The following is an 18,408-nucleotide window of genomic DNA, read 5'->3' on the forward strand; positions in this document are numbered from 1 at the left end:
TTTTTTAATCCTGACGTTGCACCCACTCTTTTAGCACCTGACGTGAAATTTTAATGCCGCCGTTTTTCAACTCTGGCGGCAGCATAAGCCAACGCACTGGTTGCTGAAAACGCGCCAGCTTGTCTTTCACCCATTCGCTAAGATCAACACTTTGCTGGTCATACTCCACAACGGCTACCGGTCGATGACCAAACTCCTTGTCTGCAACGGGAACGATAAATACCTGCAAAACCGCCGGATGCGCAGCAATAACCCGCTCCACCTCTTCTGGCTGAATACCTTCGCCGCCGCTAAAGAACAGGTTGTCTAAGCGCCCGACAATAGTCAGCTTGCCATTATGCAGCTCACCACGATCGCGGGTAGCGTACCAGCCTTCGTCATTGACCAGCGGCACCAGTTGTCCGTTCCGCCAGTAACCCTCCGCCATGCTGGCAGCCCGTAGCCATACTTCATCCTTGACGATTTTGACTTCCCGCCCCGGCAACGGAAAACCGACATCAGCCAGACCGTCGGCTTCTTTCGCACACACCGTAGAGGCGAACTCTGTCAGGCCATAGCCGCAAAAGCAACGAATGCCCTGCCCGCGTGCCTGCTCCGTCAGTTCGACCGGAATTGCCGCGCCGCCAAGCAACACCGCTTTCAGGGAAACCGAACTGCGATTTACCAGCAATCGCCAGAGCTGCGTCGGCACCAGCGAGGCGTGAGTACAGCCTGCCAGCATTTGTTCCAGCGGTTGTTTGTCGCGTACCGTCATCCGCGCGCCAGCGTATAACCAGCGCCACAAAATCCCCTGACCGGAAACATGAAACAGCGGCAAAGAGAGCAACCAGTCATCGTGCTCACCAAAGGGGATCAGCGATAACACACCTTGCGCACTGGCAAGGTGTGCCTGGCAGGTATGGACAGCGGCTTTCGGCAAACCGGTGGAACCAGAAGTTAAGGTCATGGAGCACAAACGCTGCGGCTGCCACGAGGCAACGTATGCGCCTTCTCCTACCTGAATTTGCAGCGAAGTTAACGCCGGAAACGTGTTTTCTCCTTCCGGCACCAACGCGAATTGCAGAGTAAGATTGGGCAACAATTCCTCAAGCAACGGTTGCGGAAGCTGTGGGTTTACGGGCAGAACTCGCGCCCCACATTGTAGTAGCGCCAGCCAGACGAGCAGCGTTTGCGGTGTATTCCATGCCCGCAACATCACCCCGCTGCCTGCAACCACACCCTGCGCCACAAAACCCGAAGCCAACTCATCGACGCGAGTACAAAGCTCGCGCCAGTTGAGTTGCTCGTTATTGAGACGCAAGGCAATGGCTTCTCCCCGCACTTGCCGCCAGTGACGCCACGGCCAGTCAGAGAAGATCATAGCAGCCGCTCCAGTGCATCCACTTCCACTAACGGCAGCGGGCTACCCGGCCAGCGACGAACCTGCTGCGCCTGCATCAGATCCAGCGTATCCAGCCCCGGAATAGTGTCGGGCGTTAACCAGGCGGCAACCCGCGCCAGTTGCGTTAAACCTAAACTCGACTCGATGGAAGAACTGATCACCGCCGTCAGCCCCAGCGCGTGGGCTGCCTGCACCTGTTCACGCACTTTCTCCAGGCTACCGGTTAGCGTGGGCTTGATAACCACAGCCCGAACCCCTTCTTCTGCCACAAAGGCAAAATCCGCCTCACGCAGACTTTCATCCCAGGCAATAGCGATGCCGGTTTCACGGGCAAACGCGCGCGAATCATCACGGGTTTTGCACGGTTCTTCAAGGAAGGCGATGCGGTCGCGGTAATCAGGGTTGACGTATTTCGCAAACTGCTGACCCTTCAGCGGCGTCCAGGCGCGATTTGCGTCAAGACGCAAATGCAGATCCGGAACCGCTTCCAGCAACAGATTCACCACCATGCCGTCGCGCACCGCTTCGTACAATCCCACTTTGACCTTCGCCACTTTCTCACCAGGCATATCGGCAAGTTTGAGGATCAGGTCGTCGGGATCGCCATTACACAGCGGCGCTGCACGGTAATTGGCTGCCTGCGGCAACGCATCAGTAAGCTCCGCCAGCGCACAGCTCACACCAAAGGCGACGGAAGGCATCTGCGGTAGCTCGCAATCACCTGCCAGCCAGTTATTTACCCAAGAAAGCAGCACGCTCTGCGCTTCTTCCCAGGTTTCCTGACTGAAACCCGGCAGTGGGGAGATCTCTCCCCACCCTTCACACTCGCCCTCACGCAGGCAAACGTACAGCCCGTCGCGGGTTTTTAACCGCCTGTCGCGCAGAACCACCCCCGCGTCCATGGGGATCTGCCAGCGGTATACCTGCGCGCTACGCATTACGGATTCCGTTTGAATTTGCTGAAATCAGGCTGACGTTTCTGGTTGAAAGCGTTACGACCTTCCTGACCTTCTTCCGTCATGTAGAACAGCATGGTGGCGTTACCTGCCAGCTCCTGCAGCCCCGCCTGACCATCACAGTCAGCATTCAGCGCGGCTTTCAGGCAGCGCAGTGCCATTGGGCTGTTTTGCAGCATTTCGCGACACCAGCGGACGGTTTCTTTTTCCAGATCCGCCAGCGGTACAACGGTGTTCACAAGGCCCATATCCAGCGCCTGTTTGGCGTCGTACTGACGGCACAGGAACCAGATTTCACGCGCTTTTTTCTGCCCGACAATGCGAGCCATATAAGAAGCGCCCCAGCCACCGTCGAAGGAACCAACTTTCGGACCAGTCTGACCGAAAATAGCGTTTTCAGCCGCAATGGTCAGGTCGCACATCATATGTAGAACATGACCGCCGCCGATGGAGTAACCTGCAACCATCGCGACAACTGGTTTCGGACAGGTACGGATCTGACGCTGGAAGTCCAGCACGTTCAGGTGATGTACGCCGGAGTCATCTTTATAGCCGCCGTAGTCGCCGCGCACTTTCTGATCGCCGCCAGAGCAGAATGCTTTATCGCCTGCGCCAGTCAGAATAATTACGCCGATGTTATCGTCATAACGCGCATCCGCCAGCGCCTGGATCATCTCTTTTACCGTCAGAGGACGGAAGGCATTGCGCACCTGCGGACGATTAATGGTGATTTTTGCGATACCGTCGGTGGATTTTTCATAACGAATGTCCTCGAAACCTTCGGAACAGTCGTGCCATTCAACCGGTGCGTAAAGCATTGCTTCATCAGGATAAATCATATTGTGTCCTTTAGTCAGAAACGCAAGATCTGCGCCAGACTTGCGATTACGCCAGCGGGATTTTCCCGGTGCGCGTTATGTCCGGCGCGAGGAATGACATGGCAGTCGGCAGCCAGTTCCGCTGCCAGAGCGCGGAATTTGCTGTCACGTTCACCACATAAATAATAAAACGTAAATGTGCGGGCGCTAAGGTTAGCACGTAAATCAGGCTGGACGGCGAGAGAAGTAGCCTCCAGCATGGCGGCAAGAGTTACACCGTTATTGTTGCTGCGCAGTGCCACCAGCTCCCGGCGTTGCTCATCGTTGAGCGAGGCAAAAACAGGTTGTTGATACCAGTCGGTAAATACCGCGGTTAACGGTTCTGAGCGAAAACGCTGCGCCCAGCGGTGATCGGAAAGCTGACGTTCTGCACGTTGTTCAGCACTTTGCAGCCCTGGATGCCCGCCTTCGACAATCACCCCACCAATCCCCGGCATCCCCTGACAAGCCGCCATCATCGCCACGCGTCCACCGAGGGAGTATCCCACCAGCCAGTAATTTAGTATGTTGTAACTAACAAGAGTGTTATGCAGCAAATTGGTGACATCAGCAAAACCATCAACGCTGATAGCCATTGAACCGCCGTGTCCGGGGAGATCCACATACAATCGCGAGTAGTCCGTAAACGCCTCGCCCACTTCCTGCCATTCGCGGCAATCTCCGGAAAAACCGTGCAGAAAAACCAGCCAGGGTAAACCTGGCTTGCCGTGTTTTGCCTGCGCATGCAGGATCATAAATGGCTTACCTGCGCCAGCAACTGCTGGAGTGTTTGCGCACCATCAGTATCGTTAACGACCATTTCAATCACGGTGGTGGTCGGGGTGCGCCATGCGCCAGCCAGAGCCGATTCAAACTCATCCCAGTTTTGCGGGCGATGATATTTCAGTTCGAACATAGCGGCAGCGTGCTCAAAATGAACGTTCTGTGGCATTAAATAAAAACGCTCACGCTCGCTTTTTGGTGTGGGAAGTAGCGAGAAGATTTGCCCGCCGTTATTGTTCACCACAATTAATACCAGCGGCGCGGAAACCTGGCGCAGCAAGGCCAGCGCGTTCAGGTCGTAAAGCGCCGAGAGATCGCCAACAATCGCCAGTGTCGGTTTACCGCTCGCCCGCTGAACGCCAGCGGCGGTCGAGATCAGACCGTCAATACCGCTGGCTCCACGGTTGCTGTAAACCGGGTAACCTGCCGGAAGTTGTGAGAGTGCGTCGATCAAACGCACCACCAGGCTGTTACCGACAAACAGTTGCCCCTGTTCCGGTAGGTATTCGCTGATGCGGTGCGCCAGTTGCGCTTCGCCAAATGCATCGCGACGGGTAACAACTGCCTGCATCGCCTGTTCAGCCAGACGCGGGATCTCCACGCACCAGGGCTGACGTTTTTCAGCCGGATGCAACTCCAGCCAGTCAGTAATATTGGCAATCAGCCGACGTCCACGGTGATGCGCCGGGTCGAGTCGTCCTTCGATGTTATCAACAATCCAGTATTCTTCCGGTTCACAATTCGCCTGCCATTGCAGTAACCGTTTTCCGGTCAGGCTACTACCCATCTGGATCACAATCTGCGCCTGCTGTAACTCGCCAATCGCTTTAGCATTACCTAACCACAAGTCGGCACACGGCAGCGGTTGCCCGGTTTGCGACAGCACGTCGCCAATCAGCGGCCAGCCAAGAGTTTGCGCCCACTGGGCAACTTTTTTGCCCTCTTCCGCACTCATGCGCCCCGCAACCACCACGCCGCGCTTTTGCCGCCAGAAGAACCAGTCGCGCTGTTTTTCGCTCTCCAGCCGAGGGGCTTCACGCAGCCACGGTTTATCGTCCTGCCACCAGTCGCCCAGGCGTTGTTGCCACGCCAGCCCCGTGTCGTCCATCTCGCCATACAGCGGTTCGGCAAACGGGCAGTTGATATGGACTCCCCCCGTATGCAGCGTACCTAAAGCGTGATCGATGGTGGAAACCAGCCAACGCGCAGGAATATCCTGGGTCGGGCGTGGTAGTGAAATGCTATGCGTGGGATGAGAAGCGAACATACCCGGCTGGCGAATCGCCTGATTCGCACCGCAATCAATCAGTTCCGGAGGACGATCGGCGGTTAACAGGATCAGTTTTTCTCCAGTTAACCCAGCCTCAATCAGCGCCGGATAGAGATTCGCTACCGCCGTGCCGGAGGTCACAATCACCGCCACCGGCTGTTTGCTGACCTTCGCCAGCCCCAGCGCCAGATGTCCCAGCCCACGCTCATCAAAATGGGTGTGATGAATGAATGCGGAATTTTCCGCTGCCGCCAGAGTTAATGGCGTAGAACGAGAGCCAGGGGCGATGCAGACGTGTCTGACGCCGTGACGTGTTAATGCTTCCAGAATGACCGCCGCCCAGCGTCGGTTAAATGCGCTTACTGACATGAGTTTGTCCGGTATCAATATTGCGGCTAAGTATAGAGAGCTACAAAATTAGATTATTGATATGAATCGATAATGATGCGACTCATTACTATTCCATTTGTAATAAAGTCCGCAGTCCTGCCGCTTTGTTGTCGATTTCCTGCCACTCTTGCTCGGGATCTGAGCCACGGACAATACCTGCTCCGGCATACAGACGCACTACATTGTCACTGATTTTTGCCGAGCGCAGGGAAACGCAGAATTCACTTTGTTGTAGAGAAAGATAACCCGCAGAGCCAGCGTACCATTCACGGGTAAACGGTTCGTGTTGCGCGATAAACTGCCGCGCCAGATCGCGCGGTAAGCCTGCTACGGCTGCCGTTGGCTGCAACTGATGCAAGCAAACCTCGTCGTCTGCTTTATTGAGTGAAGTCCAGATGCAGCGACGCAGATGTTGTACTTTTCGCAGGCGAAGTACCTGCGGCGGCAAAACATCCAGTGTCTGGGTATCAGACTGTAATCGCTGGCAGATATCTTCCACCACCAGCATGTTTTCACGTTGGTTTTTATCATCCGCCATCAGCCACTCGGCCAACCGCTGCGCCTGTTTATCGTCGGGGTGATTTGCCACCGTTCCGGCAAGGGCTTCAGTGCGCAGCGCTTTGTCACGCCGCCGCCATAGTCGCTCAGGCGTTGAGCCGAGAAATGCGCTTTCGCCATCAAAGCCCATGTAGAAATGGTAACAGTTAAGATTCAGTCGACGGCTGGCAGCCATCATTGCCGCCGCATTGACCGGACTTGCAAAATGCAGATCTGTCGCCCGCGCCAGTACGACTTTATCCAGCTCACCTTCCGCAATGGTGTCGGTCGCCAGTTTAATTAACCGCGTCCAGCCCGATTTGTCTGGCCAGTGGTTTTCTTGTGGAGTGGTTAAATGCAACGCGGGCAACGGTTTGGTATTCGCCAGTGTAGTAATGAATTCTTTTGCCTGATTTGCGTCATTCTGAAGGGACGTTTCGCTGAAAAGGGTCAGGCGAAAGCTCGCTTTTCCCGCACAGCGCCGCCATTCCAGACGCGGCAAAAGTAAATGACCTTGTGACGGGTCAAACGCATTCAGCCCCCAAATGCGTAAGTCGGGATGTTCCGGGTACTGACGAAGAAAACGTTGTGCCTGGTCCAACGACGTAAAGCTGGCAATCGCGCCCAGCACCGCGGCCTCTTCATCACCATTACGTTGTTGCCAGTAGAATTGCGGATACGTTTGCTGACTGGCCAACCAGCTTAAAGCATCAAAAGCGTCATTAAGGGGGAAAGGAACATCGAAAACCCGAATGCCGGGTGTCGCCGGAATCTCTTGCGACAAATGGCGCAGTAGATTTCCCAGCGCCGTAGTAAGTGATTGCACGCGGACCTCTCCCTGTTAAAAGCCTCACATTATACGGGGTACTGCACAAAAAATGCAGTACCCCAGTGTAGGGAGGTTTTAACGGCGTGCCAGCAACAGTCCTAATACCAGTCCAACGGCCGCGCCCACGCCAATCCCCTGCCAGGGTTTTTCATGGACGTAGTCATCGGCACGATATACCGCCTGCTTCGCCCGATAGTAATAGCTGTCGGAAGCCTGACTTACCCTTTTTTTCACATCATCCAGCGCCTTTTCTGCCCGCGCCTTTAGCTCAACATATTTTTGATCGGCGGGATCGCCAGAGGAGCGTAGCACCTCTTCCAGTGTTTCGCTCAGTAACGTCAGGTCGTCATCGATACGTGTATCACTAAATTGATTAGACATTCTCGTTCTCCATTTACGTAAAACCTGCCACTAACTATAGACAACTGTTATCAATCACGCCTGATTAACCTCGCGCGCCATCCCGATATGCGGAATACCATCTTCCTCATAAATATCGGTCACTGGGATGAAACCAAATTGCTCATAAAAGTTTTGTAAGTGCGCCTGCGCCCCCAGATAAATCGCCTTGTCCGGCCAGTGGCGCGTACATGATTCCAGCGCCTTGCTCATCAATTGCTGACCGATTTTTTCGCCGCGTAAGGCCTCGCTGACAATCACCCGACCAATCACCACCGGTTCGAGATCATCATCACTTTTCAGTATCCTCGCATACGCCACCAGTGTCCCGTGATGCCAGCCGAGAAGATGGCGATTTTCTCCTACCAGATCATCACCGTCGATATCCTGATAAGGGCAGTTTTGCTCCACCACAAATACCGCGCAGCGTAGTTGTAATAAGGCATAAAGCTGAGAAACAGATAAATCAGAATGATGCAGATCTTGCCAGTCGATCATGGAAGGCTCCTTTGTGCTGTTTGCTTTATACTAGCTGGAATATTTTCAGCAGCGTGATGAACTCATGGAATTAATTTTTTTAGGTACTTCAGCGGGGGTTCCGACCCGAACACGGAATGTCACGGCAATATTGCTTAATCTGCAACATCCAACGCGAGCCGGGCTTTGGTTATTTGACTGCGGTGAAGGTACACAACACCAGATGTTGCACACAGCATTTAACCCCGGAAAACTGGACAGGATTTTTATAAGCCATTTACATGGCGATCATCTTTTTGGCTTGCCCGGGTTGCTATGCAGTCGTTCCATGTCAGGCATTGTGCAACCCTTAACCATTTATGGTCCGCAAGGTATCCGTGAATTTGTTGAGACAGCGTTACGCATTAGTGGCTCGTGGACTGATTATCCACTGGAGATTATTGAAATTAGCGCAGGCGAAATTCTTGATGATGGCTTGCGTAAAGTGACAGCTTATCCGATGGAACATCCGCTGGAATGTTACGGCTATCGTATTGAGGAACATGATAAACCTGGCGCGCTGAACGCCCGGGCGTTAAAAGATGCCGGTGTACAACCCGGTCCGTTATTTCAGGATTTGAAAAAAGGCAAAACAGTCACGCTGGAAGACGGTCGGCAGATTAACGGTGCTGATTATTTAGACGCGCCTACACCGGGTAAATCAATCGCCATTTTCGGTGATACCGGCCCTTGCGATGCCGCAATCGACCTTGCTAAAGGTGTCGACATAATGGTTCACGAAGCGACGCTGGATATGGCGATGGAGGCCAAAGCCAACAGTCGCGGCCACAGCTCCACACGCCAGGCGGCGGCACTGGCCCGTGAAGCTGGTGTCGGTAAACTAATCATTACCCATGTTAGTTCGCGCTATGATGATAAAGGCTGTCAGCACTTGTTACACGAATGTCGGTCGATTTTCCCGGCAACCGAACTGGCGAGCGATTTCGCGGTGTTTAGCATTTAAGTCGAAAGCGGTGGTTAGTTGGCAGATTAATTTAATGATGCCAACGCACTTATTTGACGTATTTTTCATCTGTTTGCCGAATACGCTTGATGTCGATATCCGGCAAACAGATTTATCATTTTTAGTTTTGTGAATTGTCCAGACCTTCCGCCAGCCCAATCAGGCGAATAAATTCCGCTCTGTAGCCTTGTTGATCCGGTCCTTTCGCTTGCCACGCCCACTGTTCGATCTGCTGCCAGGATGTATTATTCAGGTATTCAGAACCGCGCAATTTTTGCCCAAACGCAGCGACTGCTGCGCGAAAACGCATATCTTCTGAAGGTGCGTTTATTGTGGGTGCCAACGGGAATTCAACTAACTGACTTTCTTTTCCCTGCGGGTATTTCCAACGAATCTTTAACCAGGCCAGTTCTTTCGCTTTATCTGATTTCGCTGATTTGTTATCCGGGGCATAGCGTAACTTATCAATTGATGCTTTTTGCCCATTCAGCGTTAATTCGAATAACAACGTTATATGTTTACCTGCGCCAATATCCCCCGCATCAACGTTGTCGTTATTAAAATCCTCCGCCCGAAGTTGGCGCTTTTCATAACCAATCTGACGGTATTCCGTTACCCACGCGGGGTTAAACTCTATTTGCGCTTTGACATCTTTTGCTACGGTAATCAACGTCTGCCGCATTTCACTGTTCAACACTTTCTGCGCTTCAGAGAGAGTATCAATGTAGCTGTAGTTGCCGTTACCAACATCGGCAATTCGCACCATCATTGCCTCGTTGTAATTGTCATCCCCCACGCCAAGCGTCGAAAGAGTAACACCGGACTCCCGCTGTTTTTTGACCATTGATTCAATCGATTTTGGATCGTCAATACCAACGTTAAAGTCACCGTCAGTGGCCAATAAAATGCGATTGATGCCGCCCTTAATAAACCCCTTCGCCGCCTGCTGATAAGCCAGTTCCAGCCCGGCACCGCCATTGGTACTGCCTTCCGCATCCAGCGAATCAATCGCGGCATTAATTTCTGACTTGTGATTCCCTGAGGTAGAAGGCAACGCAATACGGGAGTCGCCAGCGTAGGTTACGATGGCAATGTTATCCTGCTCACGAAGTTCTTTGACCAATAATTTCAACGAAGACTGAATAAGTGGCAAACGTTCACTAGAAATCATTGAACCAGAAGTGTCGATAAGAAAGACCAGATTAGAAGCTGGTAACTCTTCACTTTTGCGATCTTTCGCCAGGATATCAACTTTCAGCAATGTTCGCTGCTCATTCCAGGGCGCAGATGCCAGTTCATAGCGCATAGCGAAAGGTATTGGCTTAGTGGCGGGAACAGGCTCTTTATTATTGCTTTTATCATTAATAACCCAGTCTGACGGAAAATAATTGACCATCTCCTCCACCCGCACAGCGTCTGGCGGAGGTAACAGCCCTTGATTGAGGAAACGCCGTACATTTGCATAGCTGCCGGTGTCGACGTCAAGGCTAAACGTCGCTAACGGGTTTTGCGCTACCTGCTTAACCGGATTATCATCGAACTGCTGGTAGCGAGCTGTTCCTGGATTTGCGATACGTGTAGCTTTTGCTTTAGCCGCTCTTTCAAATGTTGGCGCTTCCTGCAATCGCCCCTGCAAAGCCTGTTTGTCTGAGGATTGTTGCGCTTCATGCTGGGCTAAGGTTTTTGCTTTCGCATCTGCAGCGGCTTTAGCGGCGGCGGCTCTTTGCTCCGCCACTTTTGTTGCCGCTTGTTGCGCGGCAAGTACTTGCTGGTCTGTGGGTGTAGTAGATTGTTGTTGCTGACTTTCCTTATCATCAGATTCCTGCCCACATCCTGACAAAATCAAACTACTAATAAGCAACATGATTATATTTTTATTTCGCATATAAAATCCTTTTAAATAAACTCAGCTACCAGACATAAAATAGACTCTTTGTATAATCCGACCAATCTTAATAAAATACAATCCCGAAACCCATAACAAATAATGATTCAACAACAAAACCTATTAATAATTTGTATATGAAAAAAAATAACCTTTCCCTTTTTTATATTTTTCCTGCTTTCACTTCCTCTAATTTTTTTTATCAACCCTGGGTCAATGCATTACCGCCAACGCCCCGGCACGCAAGTCCCGAGCAATTAGAAAAAACAGTTCGTTACTTTACACAAACTGTGCATCCACGTAGTGCTGACAATATTGATAATCTGAATAGATCCGCAGAGTATATAAAAGAGGTCTTTGTCAGTAGCGGTGCCAGAGTTACCGTGCAGGACGTCCCCATTACTGGTGGCCCCTACAAAAACATTGTTGCTGATTACGGTCCTGCCGATGGATCGCTGATTATTATTGGGGCGCACTATGATTCCGCAACCAGTTATGAAAACGACCAATTAATCTATACGCCAGGCGCGGATGATAACGCCAGCGGCGTCGCCGGACTACTGGAGCTGGCACGTTTGTTACAGCAGCAAGCGCCGAAAACAGGCGTTCAACTAGTCGCCTATGCGTCGGAAGAACCGCCCTTCTTTCGTAGCGATGAAATGGGGAGCGCGGTACACGCCGCTTCGCTTGAGCGTCCGGTGAAATTAATGATAGCGCTGGAGATGATTGGTTATTACGACTCCGCATCCGGGAGTCAGGATTACCCTTACTCTGTCATGTCCTGGCTTTATCCCGACCGTGGTGATTTTATTGCAGTGGTTGGCAGAATGCAGGATATCAGCGCTGTGCGTCAGGTAAAATCTGCGTTGTTATCAGCAACAGAGTTGCCTGTTTATTCTATTAACGCACCGGGATTTATTCCCGGTATCGATTTCTCCGACCATCTCAATTACTGGCAGCAAGATATTCCTGCCGTCATGATTACAGACACTGCGTTTTATCGAAATAAACAATATCACCAGTCTGGCGATACTGCAGACAGACTCAATTACCAGAAAATGGCGCAGGTAATTGATGGCGTTATTAGTTTGTTGCATAACAGTAAATAATAAAAATTTCTCGAGGCAGCTCCAGAAAAATGACTGCTGTAATTTTATTTTGTGGCATCTGATTTAAGATGCGAAAAATGAAATTCAACGGAGGAAAACAAATGGGAATGATTGGTTATTTTGCGGAAATTAATTCAGAAAAGGTTAACCAACTGCTTGAGTCTACTGAAAAACCTTTGATGGACAATATTCACGACACGCTTTCAGGTTTACGCCGACTGGATATTGATAAGCGCTGGGATTTTTTACATTTTGGCCTGACAGGTACCTCTGCTTTTGATCCCGCGAAGAATGACCCGCTAAGTCGTGCCGTGCTTGGTGAACACAGCCTCGAAGATGGCATAGATGGTTTCCTGGGATTGACCTGGAATCAGGAGTTAGCCGCGACAATCGACCGCCTGGAAGCTCTGGATCGAAGTGAGCTGCGTAAACAGTTTTCCATTAAGCGACTCAATGAAATGGAGATTTATCCGGGAGTGACCTTTTCAGAAGAGTTAGAGGGGCAACTCTTTGCGTCGATCATGCTTGATATGGAGAAGTTGATTAGCGCGTATCGACGTATGCTGCGACAAGGGAATCATGCGCTGACGGTTATTGTTGGGTGATGGTGTCAAAGGCACCATAAAAAACCGCCGAACATGTCGGCGGCTTTCTGACTTACGAACTGACTGCTTACATCAGCGGCATTGCCAAACGTACAATGCTAATCAGCGGTTGCGGCCATACACCCAGCACCAGTACCAACAGTGCGGAGATCAGCACCACGATGCCGCCTGCCGTGTACTGCCAGTCTGACGGTGCATCACGGTTTGGCTGTTCTGAACCATGAAGGTACAGGCTCACCGCCACGCGCAGGTAGTAGTAGAGGCCGATTGCCGAACCGACAACCACAGCGCCCACCAGCCACCACAGGTGCGCCTGAACACCAACCGCCAGCACGTAGAACTTACCGATAAAGCCCAGCGTCATCGGGATACCGGCCAGTGACAGCATCATCACCGTCATCACCGCCGCGAGGATCGGACGATGCCAGAACAGTCCGCGGTAAGAGAACAGGGAATCAGCATCCGGGCCACGATACGGGCTGGACATCAGGCTGACCACACCGAACGCGCCGAGGCTGCTGAACAGATAACCGGCGAGGTAAACCCCTACCGCTTCCATCGACATCTCGCCGGTTTGCAGCGCAATCAGTGCCACCAGCAGATAACCGAGGTGAGAGATAGACGAGTAACCGAGCAGACGTTTGATATTGGTCTGGCTCAGCGCCATCAGGTTACCGAAGATGATGGAGGCAAAGGCGATAATCGCCAGCACCACGCGAATCGCTTCGCTGTCGCCCACCGGTGCGTAAAGGAACAGACGCATCACCACGCCGAAGATAGCGATTTTGCTCGCCGTCGCCAGGAAGGTGGAAACCGGCGCAGGCGCGCCCTGGTATACGTCTGGTGTCCACAGGTGGAACGGCACCAGAGAAAGTTTGAAACCGAGGCCGACAATCATCAGGCCAAAACCCGCCAGTAACAGCGGCTCGTTGAGCATACCATCACCGAGGTTTTTACCCAGCGCGACGAACGACAGGTCGCCAGACTGCGCGTACACCAGCGCCATACCGAACAGCAAGAAAGAAGACGCTGCGGCAGAAAGAATGGTGTATTTGATACTGGCTTCCAGCGAACGTTTCTGGCGGAAAGCGTAACCGACCAGGCCAAACAACGGCAGAGAGATCAGTTCGATACCGAGGAACAGAGACGCCAGATGGTTGGCATTCGCCAGCAAGATCCCACCCAAGGCGGCAATTAACACCAACAGGTAGAACTCGTCCTTATTGTCGTTATAACCTTCAAGCCACGGGTAGGCAAAAGTACAGGTGGCGAGGCTCGCCAGCAGTACCAGCCCGGTGTAGAGCATGGCGAAACCATCAACACGCATCAGCGGCGTGACGTCCATAGCGCCCGCCTGGCCAACAAACCAGAGCGAAACCAGCGCCGCGTTAAGCCCAATGACCGACAGCGTGGCGTTGAGGAAGTGATTGCGTCGCCACGCAATGGAGAGCATCACAACCACCACCGTCAAGCCGACGATCAGCAACGGTAGCAGTGCGATCAGGTTTTGTGGAGTTATTGTCATGGCGATTTACGGCCTTGTAGTAGTAACGGAATTAACAAACCACTGCTGGATATTGCCAATCGCGGAGTGCGAGGTATCCAGAATCGGCTGCGGCCAGAAGCCCAGCAGTACCAGCAGCACCACCAGCAACAGGATCATAAACAACTCACGCAGCGACATCCCTGGCAGTTCCTGGCTGGCAATCTCGCTTTTCGCCTTACCGAAGTAAGCGCGATGCAGCATTGCCAGCGAATAAACAGACGCAAAGACCAGCCCAAAAGTAGAGATAACGGTAATGACCGGGACGACCTGGAAGCTGCCGAACAGAATCATAAATTCACCGACGAAGTTACCAGTGCCCGGCATCCCAAGCGTTGCCACAGCAAAGAACAGCGACAGTGCTGGCAGCCATTTCATTTTGCTCCACAGACCGCCCATCATGCGCATGTCACGGGTGTGGATACGTTCATAGAGCTGACCGCAGAGAATAAACAGACCCGCCGCCGACAAGCCATGCGCAATCATCTGAATAACCGCGCCCTGGTAGGCCAACTGGCTGCCGGTATAGATAGCAATCAGCACGAAGCCCATGTGGGAAACCGAGGTGTAGGCGATCAGGCGTTTGATATCAGTCTGGGCAAAGGCCATCCACGCACCGTAGAAGATGCCGATAACACCCAGCCACATCGCGATTGGCGCAAACTCTGCCGACGCGTTCGGGAACAACGGCAGGGAGAAACGCAGCAGACCGTAAGCGGCAGTTTTCAGCAAGATCCCCGCGAGGTCAACGGAACCGGCAGTCGGTGCCTGGGAGTGGGCATCTGGCAACCAACCGTGCAGTGGAACCACCGGCATTTTCACCGCAAAGGCGATGAAGAAGCCCAGCATCAACAGATATTCCACACCGCTGGACATTGGCGTATTCAGCAGCTCTTCATAGTTGAAGGTCCAGACACCAGTCGCATTGTAGTGAACGAAGACCAGCGCCAGGATGGCGATCAACATCACCAGACCACTCGCCTGGGTGTAGATGAAGAATTTGGTTGCCGCCGTGATACGCGTTTTACCGTCAGAAGCTTTATGCCCCCACAGTGCGATCAGGAAGTACATCGGCACCAGCATCATTTCCCAGAAGAAGAAGAACAGGAACATGTCGATGGCAAGGAACACGCCGATAACACCGCCCAGGATCCACATCAGGTTGAGGTGGAAGAAGCCCTGATATTTTTCGATCTCATTCCACGAGCAAAGTACCGCCAGCACGCCGAGCAGACCTGTCAGCACGACCATCAGCAACGACAGACCATCAATGGCGAGGTGAATAGAGATTCCAAAACGCGGGATCCACGGCATGTCGAATTCAGACTGCCACTGCGGAATTCCGGCGGATTGCGTCAGTGAATAACCGCCCTGCAACCACAGTTGCAGCGACAGCGCCAGCGTCAATCCCATGGTGATTAGCGCGATCCAGCGCGGCACCTTTACGCCAAAGCGTTCGGTCTGCCAGCACAGGAAGCCGCCAATAAAGGGAATTAATATTAGCCAGGGTAGTAACATGGCGATCTTTATTCCTTGTAAAAGTCCCGTCAGGACCGGATTTTCAACGAATTCTCACGACAGAAAATTCACTTCGGATTGGGGGGAGTGTCGGATGCGCCGCTGTAGTGGCTTATCCGACCTACGTTCTTATATGCCCGAGGGCAAATCCCACAATCCTTAACTCAACGCAGTACCATCAACAGTGCCAGCACCACGACCGCACCGATGCTCATGGATGCCACATACCAGCGCAGGTAGCCGTTCTCACTGAGCAACAGACCTTTACCCGCAAAGCGCGAGAGGATCGCCGGGATGTTCATCATTGAGTTCAGCGGATCGCGTTTCAGCAACCAGGCGATCCCCAGGAACGGTTTGACGAACACTTTGTCGTACAGCCAGTCAAAGCCCCAGGCGTTGTACCACCAGGTCCCCAGCAGACGACCCGGTGCACTGTTGGCGATAGAAGTCACCAGAGTACGTTTACCCAGCCACAGCCAGGCTGCCAGCAAAATGCCAACAACTGCAACCACGCCAGAGGTAATTTCCAGGGTCAACATACTGCCGTGTGCCAGCTCCGTGGTTTGCGGAAGCACGCCCTGCAGCGGCGGTACAATCAGTGCGCCAACGAAGGTGGAAAGGATCAGCAGCACAATCAGCGGCAGGCTGTGGGTGATCCCTTTCACGGCGTGAGCGTGAATTTGTTCTTTTCCGTGGAAGACGATGAAAATCATACGGAAGGTGTAGAGCGAGGTCATAAACGCACCGACCAGACCAGCCACCATCAGATTGATATGACCATTCGCCATCGCACCCGCGAGGATCTCATCCTTACTGAAGAAGCCCGCAGTGACCAGCGGCAGTGCCGACAGCGCCGCGCCGCCCACCAGGAAGCAGAGATAAACCAGCGGAATAGATTTACGCAGACCGCCCATCTTGAAGATGTTCTGTTCGTGATGACAGGCCAGAATGACAGAACCGGATGCCAGGAACAGCAGCGCTTTAAAGAATGCGTGGGTCATCAAGTGGAAAATCGCCGCATCCCATGCCTGCACGCCAAGCGCGAGGAACATGTAGCCAATCTGACTCATGGTGGAGTAAGCGAGAACACGTTTGATGTCGGTCTGTACCAGCGCAGCAAAACCAGCCAGCAGCAAGGTAACCGCCCCGACAATACCCACCAGATGCAGAACTTCCGGGGTCATCAGGAACAGGCCGTGGGTACGGGCGATCAGGTAAACACCTGCGGTTACCATGGTTGCGGCGTGGATCAGCGCAGAGACAGGCGTCGGGCCAGCCATCGCGTCGGCAAGCCATGTCTGCAACGGCAACTGCGCAGATTTACCAACCGCACCACCCAGCAGCATCAGCGTCGCCCACATCAGCATGTTATTGCCGTCTGCAAAGTGCGCCGGTGCCAGTTCCACCATTTCGCGGAAGTTCAGCGTGCCCAGTTCGTTGTAGAGAATGAACAGCGCGAAAGCGAGGAACACGTCACCGACACGGGTCACGACAAACGCTTTCATTGCCGCGGCACCATTCTTCGGATCGGTGTAATAGAAACCGATCAGCAGATAGGAGCACAGGCCCACGCCTTCCCAGCCGAGGTACATCAGCAGCAGGTTGTCGGCCAGAACCAGAACCACCATGCTGGCAATGAACAGGTTGGTGTAAGCGAAGAAGCGAGAGTAGCCCTCTTCACCGCGCATATACCAGGAGGCGTACATGTGGATCAGGAAACCCACACCGGTGACCACTGAGAGCATGGTCAGTGACAGGCCGTCCAGCACCAGGTTGAAACCGATGTTAAAGTCGCCTACCGACATCCACGTCCACAGCGGCTGGCTGTAAGCCTGCTCACCGTTAGCGAAGAAATCGACGCCGATAAAAGCAGTCACCAGCGCAGCCAGGCCCACAGAGCCAACGCCAACGATCGCTGAGACATTTTCAGACCAGCGTCCGCGAGAGAACGCCAGCAGAATGAAGCCAACTAATGGCAAAATAATGGTTAAGGCAAGCATGTTCATCCGCGCATCTCACTTACTGAATCGATGTTCAGGTTCTGGCGACGACGGTGAAGTTGCAGCAGCAGCGCAAGACCGATACTCGCTTCCGCCGCCGCGAGGCTGATGGCAAGAATGTACATCACCTGACCGTCGGTCTGGCCCCAGTAGCTCCCGGCGACCACAAAGGCCAGCGCGGAAGCGTTAATCATGATTTCCAGACCAATCAGCATAAACAGCAGATTGCGACGGATAACCAGACCGGTTAAGCCAAGAACGAACAAGATTGCCGCGAGGATCAGTCCATGTTGTAAGGGGATCATGCGTGCTCCTCCGTTTTTCTTTTCGCGCTGTCGTCTTTGCGATTGCTCAGCACTTCACCCGCACGCTCTTCGCGACCGACGTGGAAGGCCACAACCAGACCGGCCAGCAGCAGCATAGAGGCCAGTTCAACCGCCAGCACGTAAGGCCCGAACAGCGTAATACCCACTGCTTTGGCGCTGATTGGCGTACCGTCGATACCCTGATCGTTAACACCGAGAATGGCGTAAACAATCACCACCAGCATGATGGCCGACAAAATTGCCGGACCAATCCACACCTGCGGTTTCAGCCACTGGCGTTCCTGTTCGATTTCCGAACCGCCCAGGTTGAGCATCATCACCACGAACACGAACAGCACCATAATGGCACCCGCGTAGACGATAATTTCCAGCGCACCGGCAAAGTAAGCGCCCAGTGAGAAGAACACCCCGGAAATCGCCAGCAGCGAAATAATCAGGTACAGCAGTGCGTGTACCGGATTGGTATGGGTGATCACTCGCAAGGTCGCAAGTATGGCTATCAGGCCACAGATATAAAAAGCGAACTCCATTGCCCCTCTC

16 protein-coding genes and 1 pseudogene are annotated in these 18,408 nt (G+C 53.0%); 3 read left to right on the forward strand and 14 right to left on the reverse strand.

The window, feature by feature from the left end:
• Positions 1-4: 4 nt before the first annotated feature.
• The 8 genes from menE to C0K55_RS01080 form a co-directional block, all read right to left on the reverse strand.
• Positions 5-1,360 (reverse strand): o-succinylbenzoate--CoA ligase, encoded by a 1,356-nt coding sequence (menE, locus tag C0K55_RS01045; RefSeq protein ID WP_105266033.1) that lies wholly within the window; start codon positions 1,358-1,360, stop codon positions 5-7.
• Positions 1,357-2,319 (reverse strand): o-succinylbenzoate synthase, encoded by a 963-nt coding sequence (gene menC, locus C0K55_RS01050; RefSeq protein WP_105266032.1) that lies wholly within the window; start codon positions 2,317-2,319, stop codon positions 1,357-1,359. Before menC ends, menE begins: the two co-directional genes overlap by 4 nt.
• Positions 2,319-3,176 carry a 1,4-dihydroxy-2-naphthoyl-CoA synthase gene (gene menB, locus C0K55_RS01055; RefSeq protein WP_000640000.1) on the reverse strand — a complete coding sequence of 286 codons (858 nt, stop codon included), beginning with the start codon at positions 3,174-3,176 and terminating at the stop codon, positions 2,319-2,321. Before menB ends, menC begins: the two co-directional genes overlap by 1 nt.
• Before the next feature lie 14 nt (positions 3,177-3,190).
• The gene (gene menH / locus C0K55_RS01060) at positions 3,191-3,949 is read right to left on the reverse strand and encodes a 2-succinyl-6-hydroxy-2,4-cyclohexadiene-1-carboxylate synthase (protein ID WP_105266031.1); all 759 of its coding nucleotides are present in this window, start codon (positions 3,947-3,949) and stop codon (positions 3,191-3,193) included.
• A complete protein-coding gene (gene menD / locus C0K55_RS01065) occupies positions 3,946-5,616 on the reverse strand; it encodes a 2-succinyl-5-enolpyruvyl-6-hydroxy-3-cyclohexene-1-carboxylic-acid synthase (RefSeq protein WP_038355041.1) in 1,671 nt (556 codons plus the stop codon). The genes menH and menD overlap by 4 nt, the downstream gene beginning before the upstream one ends.
• 88 nt (positions 5,617-5,704) lie before the next feature.
• The gene (gene menF / locus C0K55_RS01070; protein ID WP_001191451.1) at positions 5,705-7,000 is read right to left on the reverse strand and encodes an isochorismate synthase MenF; all 1,296 of its coding nucleotides are present in this window, start codon (positions 6,998-7,000) and stop codon (positions 5,705-5,707) included.
• Between the two features lie 78 nt (positions 7,001-7,078).
• The gene (gene elaB / locus C0K55_RS01075) at positions 7,079-7,384 is read right to left on the reverse strand and encodes a stress response protein ElaB (RefSeq protein ID WP_000070671.1); all 306 of its coding nucleotides are present in this window, start codon (positions 7,382-7,384) and stop codon (positions 7,079-7,081) included.
• A 54-nt stretch (positions 7,385-7,438) separates the two neighbouring features.
• A complete protein-coding gene (locus tag C0K55_RS01080) occupies positions 7,439-7,900 on the reverse strand; it encodes a GNAT family N-acetyltransferase (protein WP_000568147.1) in 462 nt (153 codons plus the stop codon).
• Between the two features lie 64 nt (positions 7,901-7,964).
• Here C0K55_RS01080 and rbn point away from each other — a divergent pair, with 64 nt between their 5' ends.
• Complete coding sequence (rbn, locus tag C0K55_RS01085) at positions 7,965-8,882, forward strand: ribonuclease BN (RefSeq protein WP_000420121.1); 918 nt, start codon at positions 7,965-7,967, stop codon at positions 8,880-8,882.
• 121 nt (positions 8,883-9,003) lie between these two features.
• On the opposite strand, the gene C0K55_RS01090 is transcribed toward rbn, so the two are convergent.
• Entirely contained in the window at positions 9,004-10,767 is a 1,764-nt protein-coding gene (locus C0K55_RS01090) for a vWA domain-containing protein (protein ID WP_105266030.1), read from the reverse strand.
• Between the two features lie 147 nt (positions 10,768-10,914).
• Here C0K55_RS01090 and C0K55_RS01095 point away from each other — a divergent pair.
• Both C0K55_RS01095 and C0K55_RS01100 read left to right on the forward strand, forming a co-directional pair.
• A pseudogene (locus tag C0K55_RS01095) lies at positions 10,915-11,876 on the forward strand (M28 family metallopeptidase).
• Positions 11,877-11,977: 101 nt separating this feature from the next.
• A complete protein-coding gene (locus C0K55_RS01100; RefSeq protein ID WP_000525379.1) occupies positions 11,978-12,481 on the forward strand; it encodes a YfbM family protein in 504 nt (167 codons plus the stop codon).
• Positions 12,482-12,548: 67 nt separating this feature from the next.
• On the opposite strand, the gene nuoN is transcribed toward C0K55_RS01100, so the two are convergent.
• From nuoN to nuoJ, 5 genes are all read right to left on the reverse strand, one after another.
• A complete protein-coding gene (gene nuoN / locus C0K55_RS01105) occupies positions 12,549-14,006 on the reverse strand; it encodes an NADH-quinone oxidoreductase subunit NuoN (protein ID WP_000156702.1) in 1,458 nt (485 codons plus the stop codon).
• 6 nt (positions 14,007-14,012) lie between these two features.
• Complete coding sequence (gene nuoM, locus C0K55_RS01110; protein WP_001516777.1) at positions 14,013-15,542, reverse strand: NADH-quinone oxidoreductase subunit M; 1,530 nt, start codon at positions 15,540-15,542, stop codon at positions 14,013-14,015.
• A 164-nt stretch (positions 15,543-15,706) separates the two neighbouring features.
• A complete protein-coding gene (nuoL, locus tag C0K55_RS01115; protein ID WP_001056648.1) occupies positions 15,707-17,548 on the reverse strand; it encodes an NADH-quinone oxidoreductase subunit L in 1,842 nt (613 codons plus the stop codon).
• On the reverse strand, positions 17,545-17,847 hold the full coding sequence (gene nuoK, locus C0K55_RS01120) for an NADH-quinone oxidoreductase subunit NuoK (RefSeq protein WP_000612644.1): 303 nt from the start codon (positions 17,845-17,847) through the stop codon (positions 17,545-17,547). Before nuoK ends, nuoL begins: the two co-directional genes overlap by 4 nt.
• Positions 17,844-18,398 (reverse strand): NADH-quinone oxidoreductase subunit J, encoded by a 555-nt coding sequence (nuoJ, locus tag C0K55_RS01125; RefSeq protein ID WP_000393511.1) that lies wholly within the window; start codon positions 18,396-18,398, stop codon positions 17,844-17,846. Before nuoJ ends, nuoK begins: the two co-directional genes overlap by 4 nt.
• Positions 18,399-18,408: the final 10 nt, after the last annotated feature.

The sequence above is a fragment of the Escherichia sp. MOD1-EC6098 genome (assembly GCF_002965865.1).
In the GTDB taxonomy this organism is placed as follows: domain Bacteria; phylum Pseudomonadota; class Gammaproteobacteria; order Enterobacterales; family Enterobacteriaceae; genus Escherichia; species Escherichia marmotae.

Coding starts and splice junctions, on each gene's coding strand:
- menE (WP_105266033.1), bottom strand. CDS start 1,360: ATGATCTTCTCTGACTGGCCGTGGCGTCACTGGCGGCAAGTGCGGGGA.
- menC (WP_105266032.1), bottom strand. CDS start 2,319: ATGCGTAGCGCGCAGGTATACCGCTGGCAGATCCCCATGGACGCGGGG.
- menB (WP_000640000.1), bottom strand. CDS start 3,176: ATGATTTATCCTGATGAAGCAATGCTTTACGCACCGGTTGAATGGCAC.
- menH (WP_105266031.1), bottom strand. CDS start 3,949: ATGATCCTGCATGCGCAGGCAAAACACGGCAAGCCAGGTTTACCCTGG.
- menD (WP_038355041.1), bottom strand. CDS start 5,616: ATGTCAGTAAGCGCATTTAACCGACGCTGGGCGGCGGTCATTCTGGAA.
- elaB (WP_000070671.1), bottom strand. CDS start 7,384: ATGTCTAATCAATTTAGTGATACACGTATCGATGACGACCTGACGTTA.
- C0K55_RS01080 (WP_000568147.1), bottom strand. CDS start 7,900: ATGATCGACTGGCAAGATCTGCATCATTCTGATTTATCTGTTTCTCAG.
- rbn (WP_000420121.1), top strand. CDS start 7,965: ATGGAATTAATTTTTTTAGGTACTTCAGCGGGGGTTCCGACCCGAACA.
- C0K55_RS01090 (WP_105266030.1), bottom strand. CDS start 10,767: ATGCGAAATAAAAATATAATCATGTTGCTTATTAGTAGTTTGATTTTG.
- C0K55_RS01100 (WP_000525379.1), top strand. CDS start 11,978: ATGGGAATGATTGGTTATTTTGCGGAAATTAATTCAGAAAAGGTTAAC.
- nuoN (WP_000156702.1), bottom strand. CDS start 14,006: ATGACAATAACTCCACAAAACCTGATCGCACTGCTACCGTTGCTGATC.
- nuoM (WP_001516777.1), bottom strand. CDS start 15,542: ATGTTACTACCCTGGCTAATATTAATTCCCTTTATTGGCGGCTTCCTG.
- nuoL (WP_001056648.1), bottom strand. CDS start 17,548: ATGAACATGCTTGCCTTAACCATTATTTTGCCATTAGTTGGCTTCATT.
- nuoK (WP_000612644.1), bottom strand. CDS start 17,847: ATGATCCCCTTACAACATGGACTGATCCTCGCGGCAATCTTGTTCGTT.
- nuoJ (WP_000393511.1), bottom strand. CDS start 18,398: ATGGAGTTCGCTTTTTATATCTGTGGCCTGATAGCCATACTTGCGACC.